The following is a 16,723-nucleotide window of genomic DNA, read 5'->3' on the forward strand; positions in this document are numbered from 1 at the left end:
AGCCCTCACCAACGGTCACCGGAAGTGGAGGTTCCATTTGCTTATTCGACCATTGTTTTTCGAGATCAAATTTTATTTCTCAATAAGTTTCCTATCCTTAGTGAAGCAGTTAATGTAAGCACAGGATGCCAAACAGGATTGTATGATGGATGACCAAATCCTGATTATTGATGATGATGATCTCGCCCTTCCCGACACGCAACAAGCGGGCTGGAAGGTGATGATTGTTGACGATGAGCCCGAAGTGCATCGCATCACCAAAATCACCTTGAACAAATTCGAGTTTGACAATCGCCCCATTGACTTTCTGCATGCCTATTCCGCTGCAGAGGCAAAGAAGCTGCTGGCCATCACCCCTGATGTCGCGCTGCTGCTGCTGGACGTGGTGATGGAGGTCGACCACGCGGGCCTCGATGTCGTCAAATATGTCCGTGAAGAGCTGCAAAACAAGATGGTGCGCATCGTGCTGCGTACCGGCCAACCCGGCCAGGCGCCGGAAGATGACGTGGTCACCAACTACGACATCAACGACTACAAGGATAAAACCGAGCTCACCTCCCAGAAGCTGCGCACCCTGCTGCGGGCCAGCCTGCGCTCCTATCGGGATATCCGCACCCTGGAGAGCAACCGTCAGGGGCTGGAAAAAGTCATCGAAGCCTCCAAGGGGATCTTTGAGAAGCGGGCCCTGCGCCAGTTTGTCGAAGGTGCCCAGGAGCAGCTCAGTGCCCTGCTCCACCTGGGCGAGACCCAGATATACGACGTCAGGCAATATGCCTACGAGGTAAAGGATCAACTGCTGGAGCCATTGCTACCCGGTTACCCGGCCATTCGTCTCACCGAGGCGCCGGAGATCCTGCGCCAGGCCATGGGCAAACGCAGCAATGTATACGGCACCAATCAGATGGTGCTCTACTGCCAGAACCAGCGCCACCACCTGCTGTTCCATATCGAGACCACTCGTCAACTCAGTCAGATCGATACCAGTCTGCTGACCCTGTTTACCGAAAACATCATAGTGGCGCTGGAAAATATCCGGCTGAACGAGGTGATTGCCGACAATCAGCGGGAGATCATCTACCGCATCGGCGAGCTGGTCGAAACCCGCTCGAAAGAGTCGGGGCTGCACGTCAAGCGGGTCGCGCTCTATACCGAGCAGTTCTGCCTGCTGCTGGGGATGAGTGAAGAGCAGAGCGAGCTGATCAAAAGAGCCTCACCACTGCACGACATTGGTAAGGTCGGTATTCCCGATGCCATCCTGCACAAGCCGGGCAAGCTGACCCCGGAAGAGTGGGAGATCATGAAAACCCACGCCCAGCTGGGGCAAGATATGCTCTCAGGCAGCGATCTGGCGCTGTTCCAGATTGGTGCCACCATCGCCGGCAATCACCATGAGAAGTGGAATGGCAGTGGCTATCCTCGTGGCCTGAAGGGAATGGATATTCCGCTGGAGGGACGGATCGTGGCACTGGCTGACGTGTTCGATGCCCTCGGCTCGGATCGCTGTTACAAGAAGGCGTGGCCACTGGACAAGGTGCTGGCGCTGATTGAGGAGGAGAAGGGTCAGCACTTCGACCCCCAGCTGGTCGAGCTGATGCTGGCCAATCTGGACAAGTTCCTCGAGATCCGCGAGCAGAACAAGGATGTCTATATCGGCGAACACTGATATCCGGTTTGTTCCGTTTATGAACTCAAAAAAACCGCCCTGCTTATCAGGGCGGTTTTTTATATCTGGCATCACGCCACTGCAGAGCGACGGTTACTGCTCCGGCAGGTTGAGATCCAGCTTGGCTGCCGGCTGCCCGGACTGCTGACTTTCGGCCTGTGCCGCCGCCAATGCGCGTTTGAAGGCTCGCCGTTTTTGCATCACCACAAAGCCGACACCACCCAGCATCACCAGCAGCACACCACCACCCGCCAATACCCAGATCAGCCAGCCCATCTCCTCCTCTGCCGGAGCCTCATGGGTTGACTCGGCACTGGATGCCGGTGCGGCAGCCGATACCACCTCTACGGGAGGGGGAGGCGGCGGGAAGATATTGAAGGTTTTGACCGGCAACTCGATTTTCAGCTCGCGGCCGAGGCGAGTGGTGCCATAGAGGGTTGCTTTCACCACATGCTGACCGACCTCCTTGATGATGGAGAGATCAATATCAAGCTTGGGCTCACTGGCGGTCTCGCTGAACTCGTAGAGGCCGCCCACATTGCTGGTCACACTCCCCTTGATCACCACGGAGGCGGGATCCAGCTCATCACGGTCGATCAGCAGCGACAACTTGGCACCCAGCTCTTCCGAAGGCGGCGCCAGGTTATAACTGAACGGATAGGGGTAGAGCAGTACATCCTGATAACGGGCGCGGACAAACACCTGATTACCGGTACTGAACATGGCGCGGTACTTGCCACCGGGTATATCTTGCAGTGTCACTTCCGCGGTCATGATACCGTCACCCGGCACTTCGTCGAGACCCTTGCCGTCATCGTGATAGTGGCCGAGCACCTGATCCAGCACGACCTTTTGCTGGCTGGCATCGCTAAAGGATTGCAGCTTGACGGTCATGCCAAGGTCAGAGAGATAGTATTTATCTTTCGGCGGCTGGCCATTGATCAGCAACCACGCCTTGAGCTTGACCACCTCCCCCTGATAGAGCTGCATCGGCAGGGCGGCGATATCGAGCCGGATATCGGAGAGGATGCGCACCCGGTTGTCGGGGTCCACTTCGCCAATCGCCTGCCAGGGGCCCGGCATGGGATTGCGCAGGGTAATGAGATCGTGCTCCGGCAGTGCCAGCCAACCCACCTCGGCGGGTTTGACCTTGCCCACGTAGAGCTTGCTGCCATCGGGACGAACCAGGATCACCGACGGGGTGCCCGGCTTGCGCTTGACGATGAAGGTGATCTCCTTCACCCCGTAATCGATGCGAAAGCGGTTATCCAGCAGCGGGATATCGGAGGGAGCAAACACCTCGGTCGCCGACGCGCCCAGCGAGAGCAACAACAGCAGACCGGCACACCACTTGCTCATTGCCGCCACAGACAACTTCCTCCCTTCTTCTGCACCAGATCCAGCCTCGCCTCGTGCAGGGCCTCTACCTCTGCGCTGGCGCGCACTACCTTGAGGGCGGGCCGATTGCTCTCCAGCCGGCGAATGCTGGTGTCCTGATTGCTTTCGTTTTCGTTGCTTTCACTGGCCAGATTGAGTTTGGTCTGGCCACCGGTCATCAGCAGGTAGACATCTGCCAGGATCTCCGCATCGAGCAAGGCCCCGTGCAGGGTACGGTGGGAGTTGTCTATGCCGTAACGATCGCAGAGCACATCCAGGTTGTTGCGCTTGCCCGGGAAGAGATCCCGCGCCATCGCCAAGGTATCGGTGATGGAGCAGATATCGGCGGTCTTGAAGCCGAGACCGAGCTTGCTGAACTCGTAGTCCATGAAGCTCACGTCAAACGGCGCGTTGTGGGCGATCAGTTCGGCACCGCGGATGAATTCGATGAACTCGTCGGCGATCTGGCTGAACGATGGCTTGTCGCGCAGGAACTCGTCGGTGATACCGTGCACCTGGATCGCTTCCGGGTCGACCAGACGATCAGGCTTGATATAGACGTGATAGTGGTTACCGGTCAGCTTGCGGTTGATCACCTCCACACAGCCGATTTCGATAATGCGGTGACCCAGATAGACAGGGCCGCCTGCCGTATTCATACCTGTGGTTTCAGTATCCAGAATGATCTGGCGATTCAGTTGGGGTGTGTTCATGATCCAATCTATGTCAAACTTCGGCTTTACTTACTCGCTAGTTTACCCCAAGCCTCATGCTAAAACAGATTGATTGCTCATGTTAAAACAGATTGATGTCTATACCGACGGCTCCTGCCTCGGCAATCCGGGCCCGGGTGGTTACGGAGCCGTGATGGTCTACGGCACCCACCGCAAAGAGATTTCCGCCGGATTCAAGTTGACCACCAATAACCGGATGGAGCTGATGGCCGCCATCATGGGCCTGCGCACCCTCAACGAACCGTGCAAGGTGCGCCTCACTACCGACAGCCAGTATGTCCGTCAGGGGATCACCCAGTGGATCATCGGCTGGAAGAAGAAAGGGTGGATGACCGCCAACCGTCAGCCGGTCAAGAACGTCGATCTCTGGAAGGAGCTGGATGCGGAAGTGGCTCGCCATCAGATTGAGTGGCTCTGGGTGAAGGGTCACTCCGGCCATCCGGAGAACGAACGGTGCGACGAACTGGCCAGAGATGCCGCCTGCGGCAAGGATCTGGCCGAGGATACCGGCTACCAGCCCTGACGGGCCATTCCCGGTGTGGCGAGGGATTTGGGCAGTTGCCAGCGCCGCCGCACCGGGATCAGTGGAAAGCGCCGTTTACGGGCCGCAATCACATACACCGACGCAAACACCCTGCAGTAATCCCGCCCGATGCTTTCCTGCCACCAGCTGTGCCAGCTCTGTTTCCCCATAAACGAGTAGCCAAAGCGCTCGTCGAACATCACTTCGCATCCCAGCAGATGCAGCCAGTCCGTCACCCTCCCCGGGGTAAACATCCGTGCCGACCAGGGCATCCTGCGCCGCAAGAACGGCACACAATGACCGATCCCGACCAGGCTCAAGGGGTTGTAGCCGCTGATGATCAGCCAGCCATCGTCGGTCAGCACCCTTTCGGCCTCGCGCAGCACCTGATGGGGATCGGCAGAGAAATCGAGGCAGTGAGCCAGCAGGCAGGCATCGACGCTGCCGGTGCGTACCGGCAGATCGAGGGGATCGCCATACATGTCGAGCAGCCGTCCACCGGGGGCAACCCCGATCTGGTGACGGATGGAGGAGCGTTTGCAGGAGAGTTCGGCGCTCAGGGCGCCAATTTTCAGCAGATGATAGCCAAACAGATTGGGGCACCAGTTGTCGAGCCGCTCCTGGATCTCGGCCGCCACCCAGTCCCCCATAGGCAATGCAGACCAGCTGGTCGGGATCTCGATTTGTTGTTCGGTACGTGCCACCTGCATAATAGGGCTCAACTCGGGGTTTCGAACGCCATCCTGTTATATAAGATACCCTCCCTAAAGAGAAGCAGACTCATGTATCCAGTGATCACAGTTCCAGCCTTTAATGACAACTACATCTGGTTGATCCGCCACGAAAATCATTGTCTGGTGGTCGATCCTGGCGATGCCGCCCCCGTGCTGGAGCGGCTCGAGGCATTGGGGCTGGTGCTCGACGCCATCCTGCTGACCCATCACCATCACGACCATGTCGGGGGCGTCACCGACCTGCTCAGCCACTTCCCCCATGCCCGGCTATATGGCCCCAAACTTGACCCGATGCCGGATCACCACGGTCAGTGGCTGGAAGATGGCGATCAGATCAACTGGCACGGCCTCGCCCTCGAGGTGATCCATGTGCCCGGCCACACCCGCGGCCACATCGCCTACCATGGCAACGGCATGCTGTTTTGTGGCGATACCCTCTTCTCGGCCGGTTGTGGCCGCCTGTTTGAAGGGACGCCGGAACAGATGTACCACTCGCTGCAACGACTCGCCGCCCTGCCCGATGAGACCCTCATTTATTGTGCCCACGAGTACACCCTCTCCAACCTGCGCTTTGCCTATGCGGTCGAGCCGGACAACCCGGCGATCCGCCGCCAGATCGGGCTGATCAGCAAACTGCGGCAACAAGGGCTGCCAAGCCTGCCAACCCGGTTGGGGGATGAACGCACTTTCAACATTTTTCTGCGCTGCGAGCAGGATTCAGTGAAATTTTCTGCTGAAAATCACGGACTAAAATGCGTGGAAAATCCGGTAGATACCTTCACCATCCTGCGCCAGTGGAAGGACGTTTTTTGAACAAACCTTGATCAGGGGGCCATTGCCCCTTATGATGCGGGCTGTTTTTCCTAAAAATGACCGGAACGAGATGAAGGTACGAACGGCCTTATTGGCAGCGCTGTTGCTCAGCGGCTGCCAAAACCTGAGCCATCAGGATGACCGGGCGCTAACGGCAATCGAGCCGATCAAGTCCCCCCAGGTCAAGAAAAAAGCGCATAAAAAACACTCTTCCCATTTCCTGTTTGGCGATGAACAGCTGGACGAAATGGAAGATACGGACAATCTGTGGGTGCGCATCAGCGATGATATGCAGCTGGAAACCCCGGATAATGCCCGCATCCGCCAACAACGAGAGTGGCTGTTGCGTAATGATAAGCATCTGGCGACCATTGCCAGCCGGGCTGAACCCTACCTCTATCTGATGGTAGAGGAGATAGAACGGCGTGAGCTGCCAATGGAGCTTATTACTGTCCCGATGATCGAGAGCATGTTTGATCCTCATGCCCGATCCCGCAGCAATGCGGTTGGACTCTGGCAGTTTGTCCCTGCCACAGGCAAGAACTTCGGTCTGCGCCACGACAACTGGTATGACGGACGGCGCGATGTGCTGGCCTCCACCAATGCGGCGCTCGATTATCTGGAGTACCTGAACCGCTTCTTTGACGGCGACTGGCTGCAAACGCTGGCCGCCTACAATGCAGGTGAAGGTCGGGTGCGCAACGCTATCCAGCGCAACCAGCGTGCCGGCAAACCGACTGACTACTGGTCGCTCGATCTGCCCCGCGAAACCCGGATGTATGTACCGAAGATCCTCGCCATGGCGGACATGATCAGCAATGCGGACAAATACAATGTCACGCTGCCGGTGCTCGCCAACGAGCCCAAGCTGCGGGTGGTAGAGACCGGCAGCCAGCTCGATCTGAACGTGGCCGCCCAACTGGCGGGACTGCGCACATCAGAGCTCAAGGAGGTCAATCCGGCCCTGAGCCGTGGTGTGATGTCACCCCGTGGCCCTTACCGCCTGCTGGTACCGATCGAGTATGCCGATACCCTGGAGCTGGCACTGACCGATCTGCCCAAGCGCGAACGTATTCGTACCCGCTCCTATCAGGTCACCAGTGGCGATACCCTGTCGCGCATCGCCCAGAATCACGGCGTCAGCGTGAGCGAGCTGAAGCTGGCCAACAATCTGCGCAGCAACAGCCTGCGTCGCGGTCAGCAGCTGGTGATCCCGACCCATGGTCAGGTCAGCAGCAAGGCAAGTACCGCCAGCAAGCCGCAGCAGCTGGCCAGCCGTGGCAGCCAGAAGGCCAAGGTCAGTTACAAGGTGCGCTCGGGTGATAACCTGTGGAGCATCAGCCAGGCGCACGGCGTCTCCCATGCCGAGCTGGCCAAGTGGAACGGTCTGAATGCCAAGTCGGCGCTCAAGCCGGGCATGAAGCTGGTGGTCTATCCCAAGCAAGGGAAGAAGAACGACAAATCGATGGTGTATCAGGTTCGCCGTGGCGACTCCATCTCCTCCATCGCAGCTCGCTTCCAGGTAGCCATCAACGATGTGATGCGCTGGAACCAGCTGGATAAAGGGGATTACCTCAAGCCCGGTCAGGAGCTGACCCTGTTTGTGAAGAACAACAGCTAAGCATCACCGCTTGAACCCGATACAAAACGGGGCCAGTCAAATGACTGGCCCCGTTTTTTTATTACTGCGGCTAACCGCTGTATCCGAGCCACCCACTCAAACAATGGCTTGGCACCGCCTGCGAATGCCTCGCCGCGCTGCGGGCAAAGCGCTCAAGCGCTATTCCCAGAGCCTTGTCGGCACCACCAGCAACACGGTGCGCTGGCCAATCGCCACGTTGGCATTGGGGAAGACCACCGCCTCACGCGGCTGCTCGACGGTGTAGCGCAGTTCGCCATCCTCAGCCAGCACGAACCCTTGCGGGAATTCGGTGAAGTTGTCCACATCGCTGGCAAACAGGAAGCGAAACTGCTCCGATTTTTTGGTGATCGCCCGATCGATGGCAAACAGGGTGAAATCATCCGCCCGCCACGGCTCCAGCGCCACCTCATCCTGAGTGACCAGCTCCTGCAGTGCCTGCCGGGTCTCGATAAAGCGGGTCATGTCGTTCTCACCAAATGGCCGTACCTTGCCCAGCTCCACCGTGAAGGCGTGAGCCCCATGCTGGCGCGAGCTGTAATAGCTGAAGGTAGTAGTCGGGCTGGCGGAGAGCAGAATGGTGCGCACCCCGCAGGCGCCGAGGAACTGCACCTGCTCGCGGCAGTGGGGCCGCTCATGGGGGAAGGGGTAGACGGCAAACTTCTCGTGGCGCGAACCGCGAATGGCGGTGTGCAGGTCGTAGTGGTAGCGGGGACGAGCCGGATCGGCAAAGAAGCGGCTCACATACTGCTCGAGACGCATGGCACGGATCCGCTCCCGATTGCAGAGCCCCTCCCCCTTGCTGTGGGCACCGGAGAAGAGCCGGTTCATGTTCTCTTCTACCTCTCGCAGCCCCAGATTCATCGCCGCCGGATTGCCAAACAGGAACAGCACCCGATGGCGGGCACTCAGCTCGCCAGCGAGCAGACGGCTCAGCAGCTGGTTGCAGATCTCGATGGGTGCGGTCTCGTTGCCATGAATGCCGCAGGAGAGGACGATATCCTTGTATCCCCCGGGCTGAGTGCCCGCGCCTCTGGCAGGCTCCAGGCAGAGCACGCCGGTATCCCAGACGCTGACTCGCGCACCATCGGGCAGGGCAAATTCAAAGGGCTCAAGCTGCCATTCATGGCTGCGGGTCAGGGCCAAAAAATCGTGCTGGGGAATCATCCGTCTCACCCTCTTGCGCTGGAACACTATGGCCGGATTATACGCAAGGCATCGCGGCTTAAAATCGTTTTTTAAACAAATTCAAACATTAACAACACAATGGTGATAACAATCGAGCGACGACAGCGAGGCGCTATAGCAATGTGAAATAAAGAGGAGAGGAAAGAGGATCAACGCACAACAGGGGAAAAGCGGGGGGAGATAAAACAGACTATCGCCCGCCTGATGGCCGGGCGCCACAGGGGCAAAGCAGCAAACGGATCAGCAGAAAAACGAGGCATCCATGCCCGACTGATCAACCACGCCAGAACGGCTTGGTGGTCTCTTGATAACGGTCAGCTTCGTTCAGGCCGATGTCTTTGAGCAGGTACTCGGGCAGCTCGGAGAGCTGGCGACGGCTACGGCTGCGCTCCAGCCAGGCCAGAACGGTCATTTTAACGCGAGCAACCAGATTCAATTGGCTGGAATGCTGGTAACCGGCTTCGGTATAAGTCATGTTGGCCATGATGTGGCTCCTCGGAATATGTGTTTACGCACTGGGCTTTATTTGATGCGCAAAGCTTAGTCAGGGAGCAGGTCCGACTCAATTGACGAATTTTGATACGTTACATTAGTAAAACTAATAGAAAAAAACTGACTAATACAATTTTAATGCTTTGATTTATAAAGAATAATTAAATCACCGTTCGACCATCCACTGCCCACAGCATATTGTGCTGCATGGCACCATCTTACATATGCAATTTACCGCGTTGCCTATGCACTCGCCAATGGACGCGCCATGGCTGGCAACCCCGCCATCACATTCAATTGTTAATTCAGTGATCTCTTGGCGATCCGCAATTAACACCATGAAACATAAAATAAACTTACTTTTCTTCCCTCGTCGCTCTCTCGATGACGACCCTCACACGCGCCTCTTGGCGTGCAACCGGCATACTGGTATGGTTATTTATACAGTAGTTTACTCCCCTGCCCTGACGCCATAGCTTATGCCGTCAACGGCGGATGAAACCACAGGATCATCGATGGATACCTTTACCCCGACCGCCGCCCTGCGTCAACAGATGGCCGCCATTGAGGCCTCCCTCAACCAGCTGGCCGATCTGCTCGGCCAGCTCGAGCTGCAGGAGGCCCATGTCTATCCCCTGCCCCCGGTGCCACAGGGAGAGGAGCACGACCCGATCGCGCAGATTGAGGTGGGTTATCTCAACGGTGAAGCCGCACTGGCGGCCACCCTTGCCGCCTATCGGGACCACAGCGCCCGTCCCGGCTGCTCCACCAAGGCGACTCACCGGCTGCCCGGCTGGCTGCGCTTTCCTGCCGCCGCAGCCCCCTTGCTGCAACCGCTGATCGACCAAATCAACCAGCACAAGCTCGATTTCAAGGCACTGGTGCAGCAGGCGGGCGGGCGGGACGAGAAGTTCGAGCTGGTACATACCGCCCTGCCCGGGGTGATCACCCTGCAGGTCTACCGCAAATTGACCCTGTTGGCGGGGGAGCTGCAATCCCTCGGCTTTACCTGGGCCGACAAGCAGACCATCAATCGCCTCAGTCGCGAGCAGGTGCTGGAGATGCTGGAGCGCAGCCGCCGCTACATACCGGCCCTCTCCAACAACGAGGAGTGGAGCAAGATGGTGGATCAGGAGGTGTACGACATTCGCCGTCTGCCGGCCGATGCCGAGCTGCGGATCCGTCGCCCGGTCAAGACCCACCCGATGATCAACCTGCTCTGGCTGGAGCGCACCCCGCGCAAGCAGCAGATCAAGGCGAGCCTGCCGCTGTTGCTCTGCTCCGATACCCCGCCTGCGGTCACTCATCTGGGCAACTATCCCCCCAAGAGCCGACAGGCGCGGCGGGATCGCAAGATTGGCGGCGAGCCCATCATCGAGCGGCTGCACCTTTATCTCTATCAGGGGTGACTGGATCAGGGATAGCTGGCTCAGGAATAATCGGGCCGCCTTGCCGCGATAAACGGCGCATCCCACATCAGCCCCAAATAAGAAAGGGGAGAACATCTCTTGATGTTCTCCCCTTTTCTGTATCGATAGGCGTTATGAAAGGTGGCGTCGCCAATCAGCCCATCAGCAGGGCCCGCAGGCTCTCCACATCCAGCCCGCGCACCTCGGACTGGCCGCTCAGCAGGCCATCGGCCAACGCCCGCTTCTCGTCATGCAGGGCGACGATCTTCTCCTCCACCGTCTGCTCGCACACCAGACGATAAACGGTCACCGGCTGGGTCTGCCCCATCCGGTGGGCCCGATCGCTCGCCTGATCCTCCACCGCCGGGTTCCACCAGGGATCGAGGTGCAGCACAGTATCGGCCTGGGTCAGGTTGAGGCCGGTGCCCCCCGCCTTGAGGCTGATGAGGAACAGCGGCACCGCTTCATGACGAAACCGCAGGATGGAGTCCTGACGGGACTTGGCGGAGCAGCCGCCATCCAGATAGCAGTAATCCCAGGATTTCTGCTCGATGCGGGCACGCAGCAGGCTCAGCAGATCGACGAACTGACTGAACACCAGCACCCGATGACCACCGTCGATCGCCTCTTCCAGCAGCGCCATCGCCTCGTCCAGCTTGCTGCTGGTCTGCGACCACTCTGGCATCACCAGCTCCGGCGAGCAGCAGAGGCGGCGCAGCCGGGTCAGGCCACTCAGCACATGCATCAGAGCGCGGCCATCGGCGCTTTGCACCTGCTGCACCACTTCGCGCCGGGTCGCCTCGTAGAGCTGGCGCTCTTCGGGGGAGAGGCTGATGTGGTGGATGATCTCGGTCTTGTCCGGCAGCTCGGTCAACACCTGCTGCTTGAGACGCCGCAGGATGAAGGGGCTGATCACCGCCCGCAGCAGCGCCATGTGCTGGGGATCCTTGACCGCCTTGCCAAAGCGGCGCTTGAACTCGCCAAGGCTGCCAAGCAGCCCCGGGTTGATAAAGGTAAACAGGCTCCACAACTCACCCAGATGGTTCTCGATGGGGGTACCGGAGAGGGCGAGACGAAAATCGCCGTCCAGCTGGAACAGCAGCTTGGCGCGCTGGGTGCCGGCGTTTTTGATCTGCTGCGCCTCATCGAGCACCATGGAGGACCAGCGGCGGGACTTGAGCGCCTCCGCCAGACTGCCGAGCATGCCGTAGTTGATGAGGATCACCTGACCGGCCTTGGCCTCGCGAATGATCCCCTCCCGCTCGGCCGGGTTCTCGAACACCACCACATCCAGTTCGGGGGCGAAACGGGCCACCTCCTCCTGCCAGTTGGTGACCACTGACTTGGGCACCACCACCAGCGCCGGGCCAAGGTGCTGGCGCATCCGCAGCACGATGAGCGCCTGCAGCGTCTTGCCCAGACCCATGTCATCGGCCAGACAGGCGCCAAAACCGTGATGGGCCAAGGTAGCCAGCCAGCGCACCCCCTCTTTCTGATAGTCCCGCAGGCCGGTAAGCAACTCATCCGGACACTCGACCTCCTGCTGCCACTCCTGCTGCAGGGATTGCCACGCCGCGTCCCCTTCGGTGGTAATGACCGAGAGCAGACGGGTGAGCGGATAGGCCAGCTTGTTGTTGATGCGCTGCTCTTCATCGAGCATGGCCCCCAGCATGGTGAGCCGCTCCACCAGCTTGTCGCTCAGCATCAGGCTGGTCTTCTCATCGAGCTGCACGGTGCGCTGGCCAGGAGTCATCTGGCGCAGAATAAGGCGCAGGTCGAGGATCTGGTGCTCATCGAGCGCCAGCGCCCCTTCGACCTGAAACCAGTCCTGCCGCCGCTCGATGCGCAGGCTCAGGGCCGCTTCATCAAGGCTCTTGAGGCGGGCGCTGTCCTGATGCCAGTGAATGACCACGCCGGCATCCACCAGCTCGGGCAGGGCATTGACCAGCGCCAGCGCCTGTTCCCCCTGCAGCAGCCACTCGCTGCCGGGCAGGCCGATGGGCAATTGATTGCGCAGCAGTTGGGCCTGCAGCTTCTCGGCCGCCAGATCCCGTTGCCAGTAGTGGTACGCCTTGATCCCCTGCCGCACGATAGGCTCACCCTTGCCAAGGGGCTGGGGCGGCAGATCGTCAAAGCGGGTCACCAGCTTGACCGACAGCTGACCATCCTGCCAATCCAGTTGCACCGAAGGAATGCCCGGCCAGGGAGCCAGTTCGGCGTTGCCGCTAAGCCCCGCAACCTGACTGTGCCAGGGCAGCTCGGGAATGGCATCCAGCGTGCGTTGCAGCTCGGCCAACCCCTCGGCGGGCAGCAGCGGGATGGATTCGAGCGCTGGCAAGCGGTCGAGCAGCGGCTGCGGGGTGAGGATCAGCTGCCACAGATCCTGCGCCAGCGGCATGATATGGGCCCCGCGGGCGGCCGCATCGGGGCAGAGCTGCGCACTCATCCCCTGTTCGGTGGCGACCACCTGCAGCAGGGGGGCGCTGATGGCCAGTTGTAGCTTCTGCCCCTTGGAGTTGAACAAGCGGGGGTGATCGGCCAGCGGTGCCCAGACATCCCGCGGCAACCGCCCCATCACCCGTGGCAGAGTGCGGACCAGCGCCCAGTCATGCTCGTCGAGCATGGCGGCATACTGGGTGGAGAGCAGGGCCGGATCGACCCGGCGACCGGCAGTCCACTCCCCCTTGGTGCTGAGCTTCTGGATCTTGCACTCCAGCTCGGGGCCCTCGGCATGCAGCAGCCACACCAGCCGCTCCTGCGGCTTGCGCACGCCGCTGGAACGTCCCAACCCCTGCAACCAGTTGAGCCAGCTGGCAGAGGCCGCGGTTTTATCCTCGTCCCCGTCATCATCCTGCTCGTCACTGCTCTCCGGGGCACTCTCCTCACTGCTGCGCAGCTGGCAAAGGGGCGCCCCTTTGGCCGCCTCCCCCAACAAGAGGCGCAGCAGATCCTGACAAAACGCCATCAGGCGATGATGAGGCTCGGCATCGAGCAGATGGGAGAGATCCCACTTGTGCAGCATGGCCACCTGCGGGCTCTGGGCACCGTGACGGGCCAGCGCACAGAGGTCAAGCCAGAGGTAGCCCCAGTGGAGCTCCTCCACCGGCAGTTGCAGGGTATCGAACAGGCCGACCGCCTGACCGTGGCGATCGCCCGCCCACTGGCTGAGCAGATCGGCAAGCAGGGGGAACTGGCCAGTCAGGCTGCGCTGCCACTTCTTGCGCTGTTCGCTGGCAATGACGGGATCGGCCTGCTGCAACCAGCCAAGCCAGAGCAGGGCGCTGAACGAACGGGGCCACTGGCCCGCCTCACCCTCATCGGCTGCCTGCCACTGGCCCAGCGCGGTGAGCAGTCGCTCGCCGAGCGGGCCGCTCTGGCTCTGCAGGGCCAGCGCCTGCAGGGCTGGCCAGCCGGGCACGGCGTCGTTGCCCTCGCCGGTTGGCGACGTGCTCTCGCCATCCCCGCAGAGCCAGCGCCACTCCGCCTCAAACGCTTTGGCCCGGGCCTGCACCTCGGGGGCGCAGCGCACCAGCGCATTGGCCAGCGGCCAGCGCTCTTCATAGGGGGCATCGAGCAGCAGTTGCAGCGAGAAGTGCTCCAGCAGCAGTTGCTGCCAAGCGGGGCTGGAGCCCGCCAGCAACTGGTGAGCATCCGGGGTATCGAGCAGGGTCAACAGATCGCTGGCCGAGAAATAGGTGGGGATCTCCCCCGCCTTGCCGCGGCAGAGCTCGCGCACCACCGCGTGGGTAAGATCCTGCCCGGTCAATGAGGGCACCCGGCTCCAGTCCGGCTCCGGGCAGAGACCGGCACGCACCCCCAGGATCAGCGCAAGCGTCCCCTCGGCGGTCAGGCTCCACTGCTGCTCCCCGCGCAATCTGACCAGCCCCGCATCCTGCAGTCGGGTCAGTTTATCGATCAGGGCATGGCCCATCGCCAGTTGATCTTGCAGCAAACGGGTACTGGCGACGCGCTGCAATTGCAGGGTGGCGAGCAGGGCATAACTATCCGAAGAGAGGGTGGACGCAGACATCAAGACTCACGGGCAAGTGCAAAAGCGGAATTTTAACGGTAAAGCGTCAGCGGCTCGACCCTTTACCGTGAAATAACTCAAAAAAAAAACGGCCATCCATGATGACCGTCGAAAGTAACGAAGGAAATAGCCGGATCATCCGGTTACCTCCCACAGCGGGAAAATCGGGAGCGCAAGCCCCTAATTCGTGGAGCCAATGCTAGAGGTTGGCGCCCGAAAAAGCTTTGAAGCGGATCACAGTTGAAAAGGATTTCTGAAAACGGTTTCAATTTTTGACGGCAAAAAACCATGCTTTAAGCGCCAAATAAGCCATCCTCAACCACCCTGCTCACCCGGAACAGGCCGCAATAATGGATACCCGCTCCAGGTATCAGGTGAACATGTCACTTCGCGTCAGGTGGCCACCTATCTCCTGCCACGACACGGTAAACAGGTAATGGCATCTATACCGTGGTTACATAAAGAAGAAGGTGCATAAAGAAAAAGCCCAACCTGTTGAACAGGTTGGGCTTGGTATGTGGCGGAGAGACAGGGATTCGAACCCTGGGTGGCATTGCTGCCACAATTGATTTCGAGTCAATCCCGTTCGGCCACTCCGGCATCTCTCCGTGGGGAGAGAGTTTTACCCAAGCAGGGCCGAGGATGCAATAAAAATTTGTTATATATCAAATGGCTGAATCAGATATCTGGGAGCAGGCTCACATTGCGGCACCAGTTGCTCACTGTGACAGAATGCTTGGAACAGACAAGCTCGCCCTTCCCATACGCCGGGCGTGCGTTCTCATACAACGGTGATCATTGCAAACCGCATTCAGGGAGGCCTTGCCTCACATAGAGCCCTTGCATCGACCCCATTCGTCCAGTCGTCAAGTCGCAAGTCGCAAGTCGCAAGTCGTCAAGCATCCACCCGACGCAGGGCCCGATCACATACCGGGCCATGCTCCCTGTCGTGATACTCGCACACCTCCATGTTGCGCCGTTCTCCCGCTTGGCGGTCAAACATAGGGGAGAGGCCGATTTTGGCCGGTTTCCTATGTATCCCCACACCGTTGCGGGTACGCGGCAAGCTGGTAATCATGGGCTGATTGAGGAACAATCGCGCCATCCTGGCGGCACTGTTGATGATGCGCCGCCCCGATTGAACTGATGGATCTCCTTATGCGATTGCCGAAACTCATGCCCCTCTCCTTAACGCCCGCCCTCTCCCTGCTGCTGGCTGCGACCCTGCTCTGCACCGCGCCCGTGCAGGCCAAGCGCTACCCGCTGCCGCCGGCCGAAAGCCGCCTCATTGGCGAGCTGGAGGATTACATCATCCAGCAGGATGAGCATCTGGAGCTGGTTGGCAAACATACCCAGATTGGTTTTTTGGCGCTGCTTGAGGCAAATCCCGGTGTAGACCCCTATTTACCCAAGCCGGGCACCCGCTTGACACTGCCCACCCAGATGCTGCTGCCTGATGTGCCGCGCGAGGGGATCGTCATCAATCTGCCGGAGCTGCGCCTCTACTACTTCCCCAAAGGCAAGAGCGAGGTGATTGTGCTGCCTATCGGGATTGGTGACATCGGCCGTGAAACGCCGGAGATGACCACCACCGTCATCGAGAAGAATCCGGACCCGACCTGGGTGCCCGGTCCCATGGTGCGCAAATCCTGGCTGGAGCAAAAAGGGATCACCCTGCCCGCCGTGGTGCCTCCCGGCCCGGACAACCCCCTCGGCAAGTTCGCCATGCGCCTCGGTTATGGCAAGCGCGACTATCTGATCCACGGCACCAACAAGGATTTTGGCGTTGGCCTGCGGGTGAGTGCTGGCTGCATCCGGCTGCGACCGGACGATATCGAGGCCCTGTTCAAGATTGTGCCGATCGGTACGCCGGTGCGGGTCATCAATCAGCCGGTCAAGGTGGCCATCGAGCCGGATGGTCGCCGCTGGCTGGAGGTGCACTCCCCGCTCTCCCGCACCGAAGAGGAGCTTGAAAATGGCGCCCCGCTGGTGCTGTCACCGGCCATAGAGAGCTTTATCAGGGCAGCTGACGTGATGCAGGATGAGGTGACCGCGGCGCTGGAGAGCAAAAATGGCCTGCCTCGCCCCATCAGCAGTTAACTCATCAGCACCTGCACCATA

General features: G+C 59.7%; 13 protein-coding genes and 1 tRNA gene. 6 read left to right on the forward strand and 8 right to left on the reverse strand.

From position 1 onward, the window contains the following. Window positions 1-145: 145 nt before the first annotated feature. Entirely contained in the window at window positions 146-1,663 is a 1,518-nt protein-coding gene (locus tag OKC27_RS00840) for an HD domain-containing phosphohydrolase (RefSeq protein WP_270805826.1), read from the forward strand. A gap of 93 nt (window positions 1,664-1,756) precedes the next feature. Here the strand turns inward: OKC27_RS00840 and OKC27_RS00845 are convergent, their stop codons facing one another. Both OKC27_RS00845 and dnaQ read right to left on the reverse strand, forming a co-directional pair. Then, window positions 1,757-3,022 carry a TIGR03503 family protein gene (locus OKC27_RS00845; protein WP_270805856.1) on the reverse strand — a complete coding sequence of 422 codons (1,266 nt, stop codon included), beginning with the start codon at window positions 3,020-3,022 and terminating at the stop codon, window positions 1,757-1,759. After that, window positions 3,019-3,753, reverse strand: a complete 735-nt coding sequence (gene dnaQ, locus OKC27_RS00850; RefSeq protein WP_042656957.1) for a DNA polymerase III subunit epsilon — start codon at window positions 3,751-3,753, stop codon at window positions 3,019-3,021. The genes OKC27_RS00845 and dnaQ overlap by 4 nt, the downstream gene beginning before the upstream one ends. Before the next feature lie 79 nt (window positions 3,754-3,832). Between dnaQ and rnhA the strand changes: the two genes are divergently transcribed. Next, window positions 3,833-4,297, forward strand: a complete 465-nt coding sequence (gene rnhA / locus OKC27_RS00855; protein WP_042656956.1) for a ribonuclease HI — start codon at window positions 3,833-3,835, stop codon at window positions 4,295-4,297. Here the strand turns inward: rnhA and OKC27_RS00860 are convergent. Further along, complete coding sequence (locus tag OKC27_RS00860) at window positions 4,285-5,007, reverse strand: methyltransferase domain-containing protein (protein WP_042656955.1); 723 nt, start codon at window positions 5,005-5,007, stop codon at window positions 4,285-4,287. The two genes, rnhA and OKC27_RS00860, sit on opposite strands and share 13 nt — an antisense overlap. A 72-nt stretch (window positions 5,008-5,079) precedes the next feature. Here OKC27_RS00860 and gloB point away from each other — a divergent pair, with 72 nt between their 5' ends. Further along, window positions 5,080-5,844 carry a hydroxyacylglutathione hydrolase gene (gene gloB, locus OKC27_RS00865; protein ID WP_182937843.1) on the forward strand — a complete coding sequence of 255 codons (765 nt, stop codon included), beginning with the start codon at window positions 5,080-5,082 and terminating at the stop codon, window positions 5,842-5,844. 70 nt (window positions 5,845-5,914) lie between these two features. Next, window positions 5,915-7,465, forward strand: coding sequence for a lytic transglycosylase (locus OKC27_RS00870; RefSeq protein WP_058052090.1), 1,551 nt, complete (start codon window positions 5,915-5,917; stop codon window positions 7,463-7,465). Between the two features lie 159 nt (window positions 7,466-7,624). On the opposite strand, the gene astE is transcribed toward OKC27_RS00870, so the two are convergent. After that, window positions 7,625-8,650, reverse strand: a complete 1,026-nt coding sequence (gene astE / locus OKC27_RS00875; RefSeq protein ID WP_270805827.1) for a succinylglutamate desuccinylase — start codon at window positions 8,648-8,650, stop codon at window positions 7,625-7,627. Window positions 8,651-8,945: 295 nt separating this feature from the next. Then, on the reverse strand, window positions 8,946-9,155 hold the full coding sequence (locus OKC27_RS00880; RefSeq protein ID WP_234601725.1) for a DUF1127 domain-containing protein: 210 nt from the start codon (window positions 9,153-9,155) through the stop codon (window positions 8,946-8,948). 523 nt (window positions 9,156-9,678) lie between these two features. Here OKC27_RS00880 and OKC27_RS00885 point away from each other — a divergent pair. Further along, complete coding sequence (locus OKC27_RS00885; protein WP_270805828.1) at window positions 9,679-10,572, forward strand: DNA replication terminus site-binding protein; 894 nt, start codon at window positions 9,679-9,681, stop codon at window positions 10,570-10,572. Between the two features lie 154 nt (window positions 10,573-10,726). Here the strand turns inward: OKC27_RS00885 and OKC27_RS00890 are convergent, their stop codons facing one another. The 3 genes from OKC27_RS00890 to OKC27_RS00900 all read right to left on the reverse strand — a co-directional run bounded on the left by OKC27_RS00890 (window position 10,727) and on the right by OKC27_RS00900 (window position 15,707). Then, the gene (locus OKC27_RS00890) at window positions 10,727-14,602 is read right to left on the reverse strand and encodes a DEAD/DEAH box helicase (RefSeq protein ID WP_270805829.1); all 3,876 of its coding nucleotides are present in this window, start codon (window positions 14,600-14,602) and stop codon (window positions 10,727-10,729) included. Between the two features lie 518 nt (window positions 14,603-15,120). After that, a tRNA-Ser gene (locus OKC27_RS00895) sits at window positions 15,121-15,210 on the reverse strand. Window positions 15,211-15,497: 287 nt separating this feature from the next. Further along, window positions 15,498-15,707, reverse strand: a complete 210-nt coding sequence (locus OKC27_RS00900; RefSeq protein ID WP_270805830.1) for a hypothetical protein — start codon at window positions 15,705-15,707, stop codon at window positions 15,498-15,500. Window positions 15,708-15,778: 71 nt separating this feature from the next. Here OKC27_RS00900 and OKC27_RS00905 point away from each other — a divergent pair, with 71 nt between their 5' ends. Beyond that, window positions 15,779-16,702: a L,D-transpeptidase family protein gene (locus OKC27_RS00905; protein WP_442866064.1), complete on the forward strand. Its 924-nt coding sequence runs from the start codon at window positions 15,779-15,781 to the stop codon at window positions 16,700-16,702. Window positions 16,703-16,723 lie beyond the last annotated feature (21 nt).

Source organism: Aeromonas sp. QDB62, assembly GCF_027705695.1.
GTDB lineage: Bacteria > Pseudomonadota > Gammaproteobacteria > Enterobacterales > Aeromonadaceae > Aeromonas > Aeromonas allosaccharophila.

What these genes read in the sequence shown, in the direction of transcription:
- OKC27_RS00840 (WP_270805826.1), top strand. Translation starts at nt 146, where the DNA reads ATGGATGACCAAATCCTGATTATTGATGATGATGATCTCGCCCTTCCC.
- OKC27_RS00845 (WP_270805856.1), bottom strand. Translation starts at nt 3,022, where the DNA reads ATGAGCAAGTGGTGTGCCGGTCTGCTGTTGTTGCTCTCGCTGGGCGCG.
- dnaQ (WP_042656957.1), bottom strand. Translation starts at nt 3,753, where the DNA reads ATGAACACACCCCAACTGAATCGCCAGATCATTCTGGATACTGAAACC.
- rnhA (WP_042656956.1), top strand. Translation starts at nt 3,833, where the DNA reads ATGTTAAAACAGATTGATGTCTATACCGACGGCTCCTGCCTCGGCAAT.
- OKC27_RS00860 (WP_042656955.1), bottom strand. Translation starts at nt 5,007, where the DNA reads ATGCAGGTGGCACGTACCGAACAACAAATCGAGATCCCGACCAGCTGG.
- gloB (WP_182937843.1), top strand. Translation starts at nt 5,080, where the DNA reads ATGTATCCAGTGATCACAGTTCCAGCCTTTAATGACAACTACATCTGG.
- OKC27_RS00870 (WP_058052090.1), top strand. Translation starts at nt 5,915, where the DNA reads ATGAAGGTACGAACGGCCTTATTGGCAGCGCTGTTGCTCAGCGGCTGC.
- astE (WP_270805827.1), bottom strand. Translation starts at nt 8,650, where the DNA reads ATGATTCCCCAGCACGATTTTTTGGCCCTGACCCGCAGCCATGAATGG.
- OKC27_RS00880 (WP_234601725.1), bottom strand. Translation starts at nt 9,155, where the DNA reads ATGGCCAACATGACTTATACCGAAGCCGGTTACCAGCATTCCAGCCAA.
- OKC27_RS00885 (WP_270805828.1), top strand. Translation starts at nt 9,679, where the DNA reads ATGGATACCTTTACCCCGACCGCCGCCCTGCGTCAACAGATGGCCGCC.
- OKC27_RS00890 (WP_270805829.1), bottom strand. Translation starts at nt 14,602, where the DNA reads ATGTCTGCGTCCACCCTCTCTTCGGATAGTTATGCCCTGCTCGCCACC.
- OKC27_RS00900 (WP_270805830.1), bottom strand. Translation starts at nt 15,707, where the DNA reads ATGGCGCGATTGTTCCTCAATCAGCCCATGATTACCAGCTTGCCGCGT.
- OKC27_RS00905 (WP_442866064.1), top strand. Translation starts at nt 15,779, where the DNA reads ATGCCCCTCTCCTTAACGCCCGCCCTCTCCCTGCTGCTGGCTGCGACC.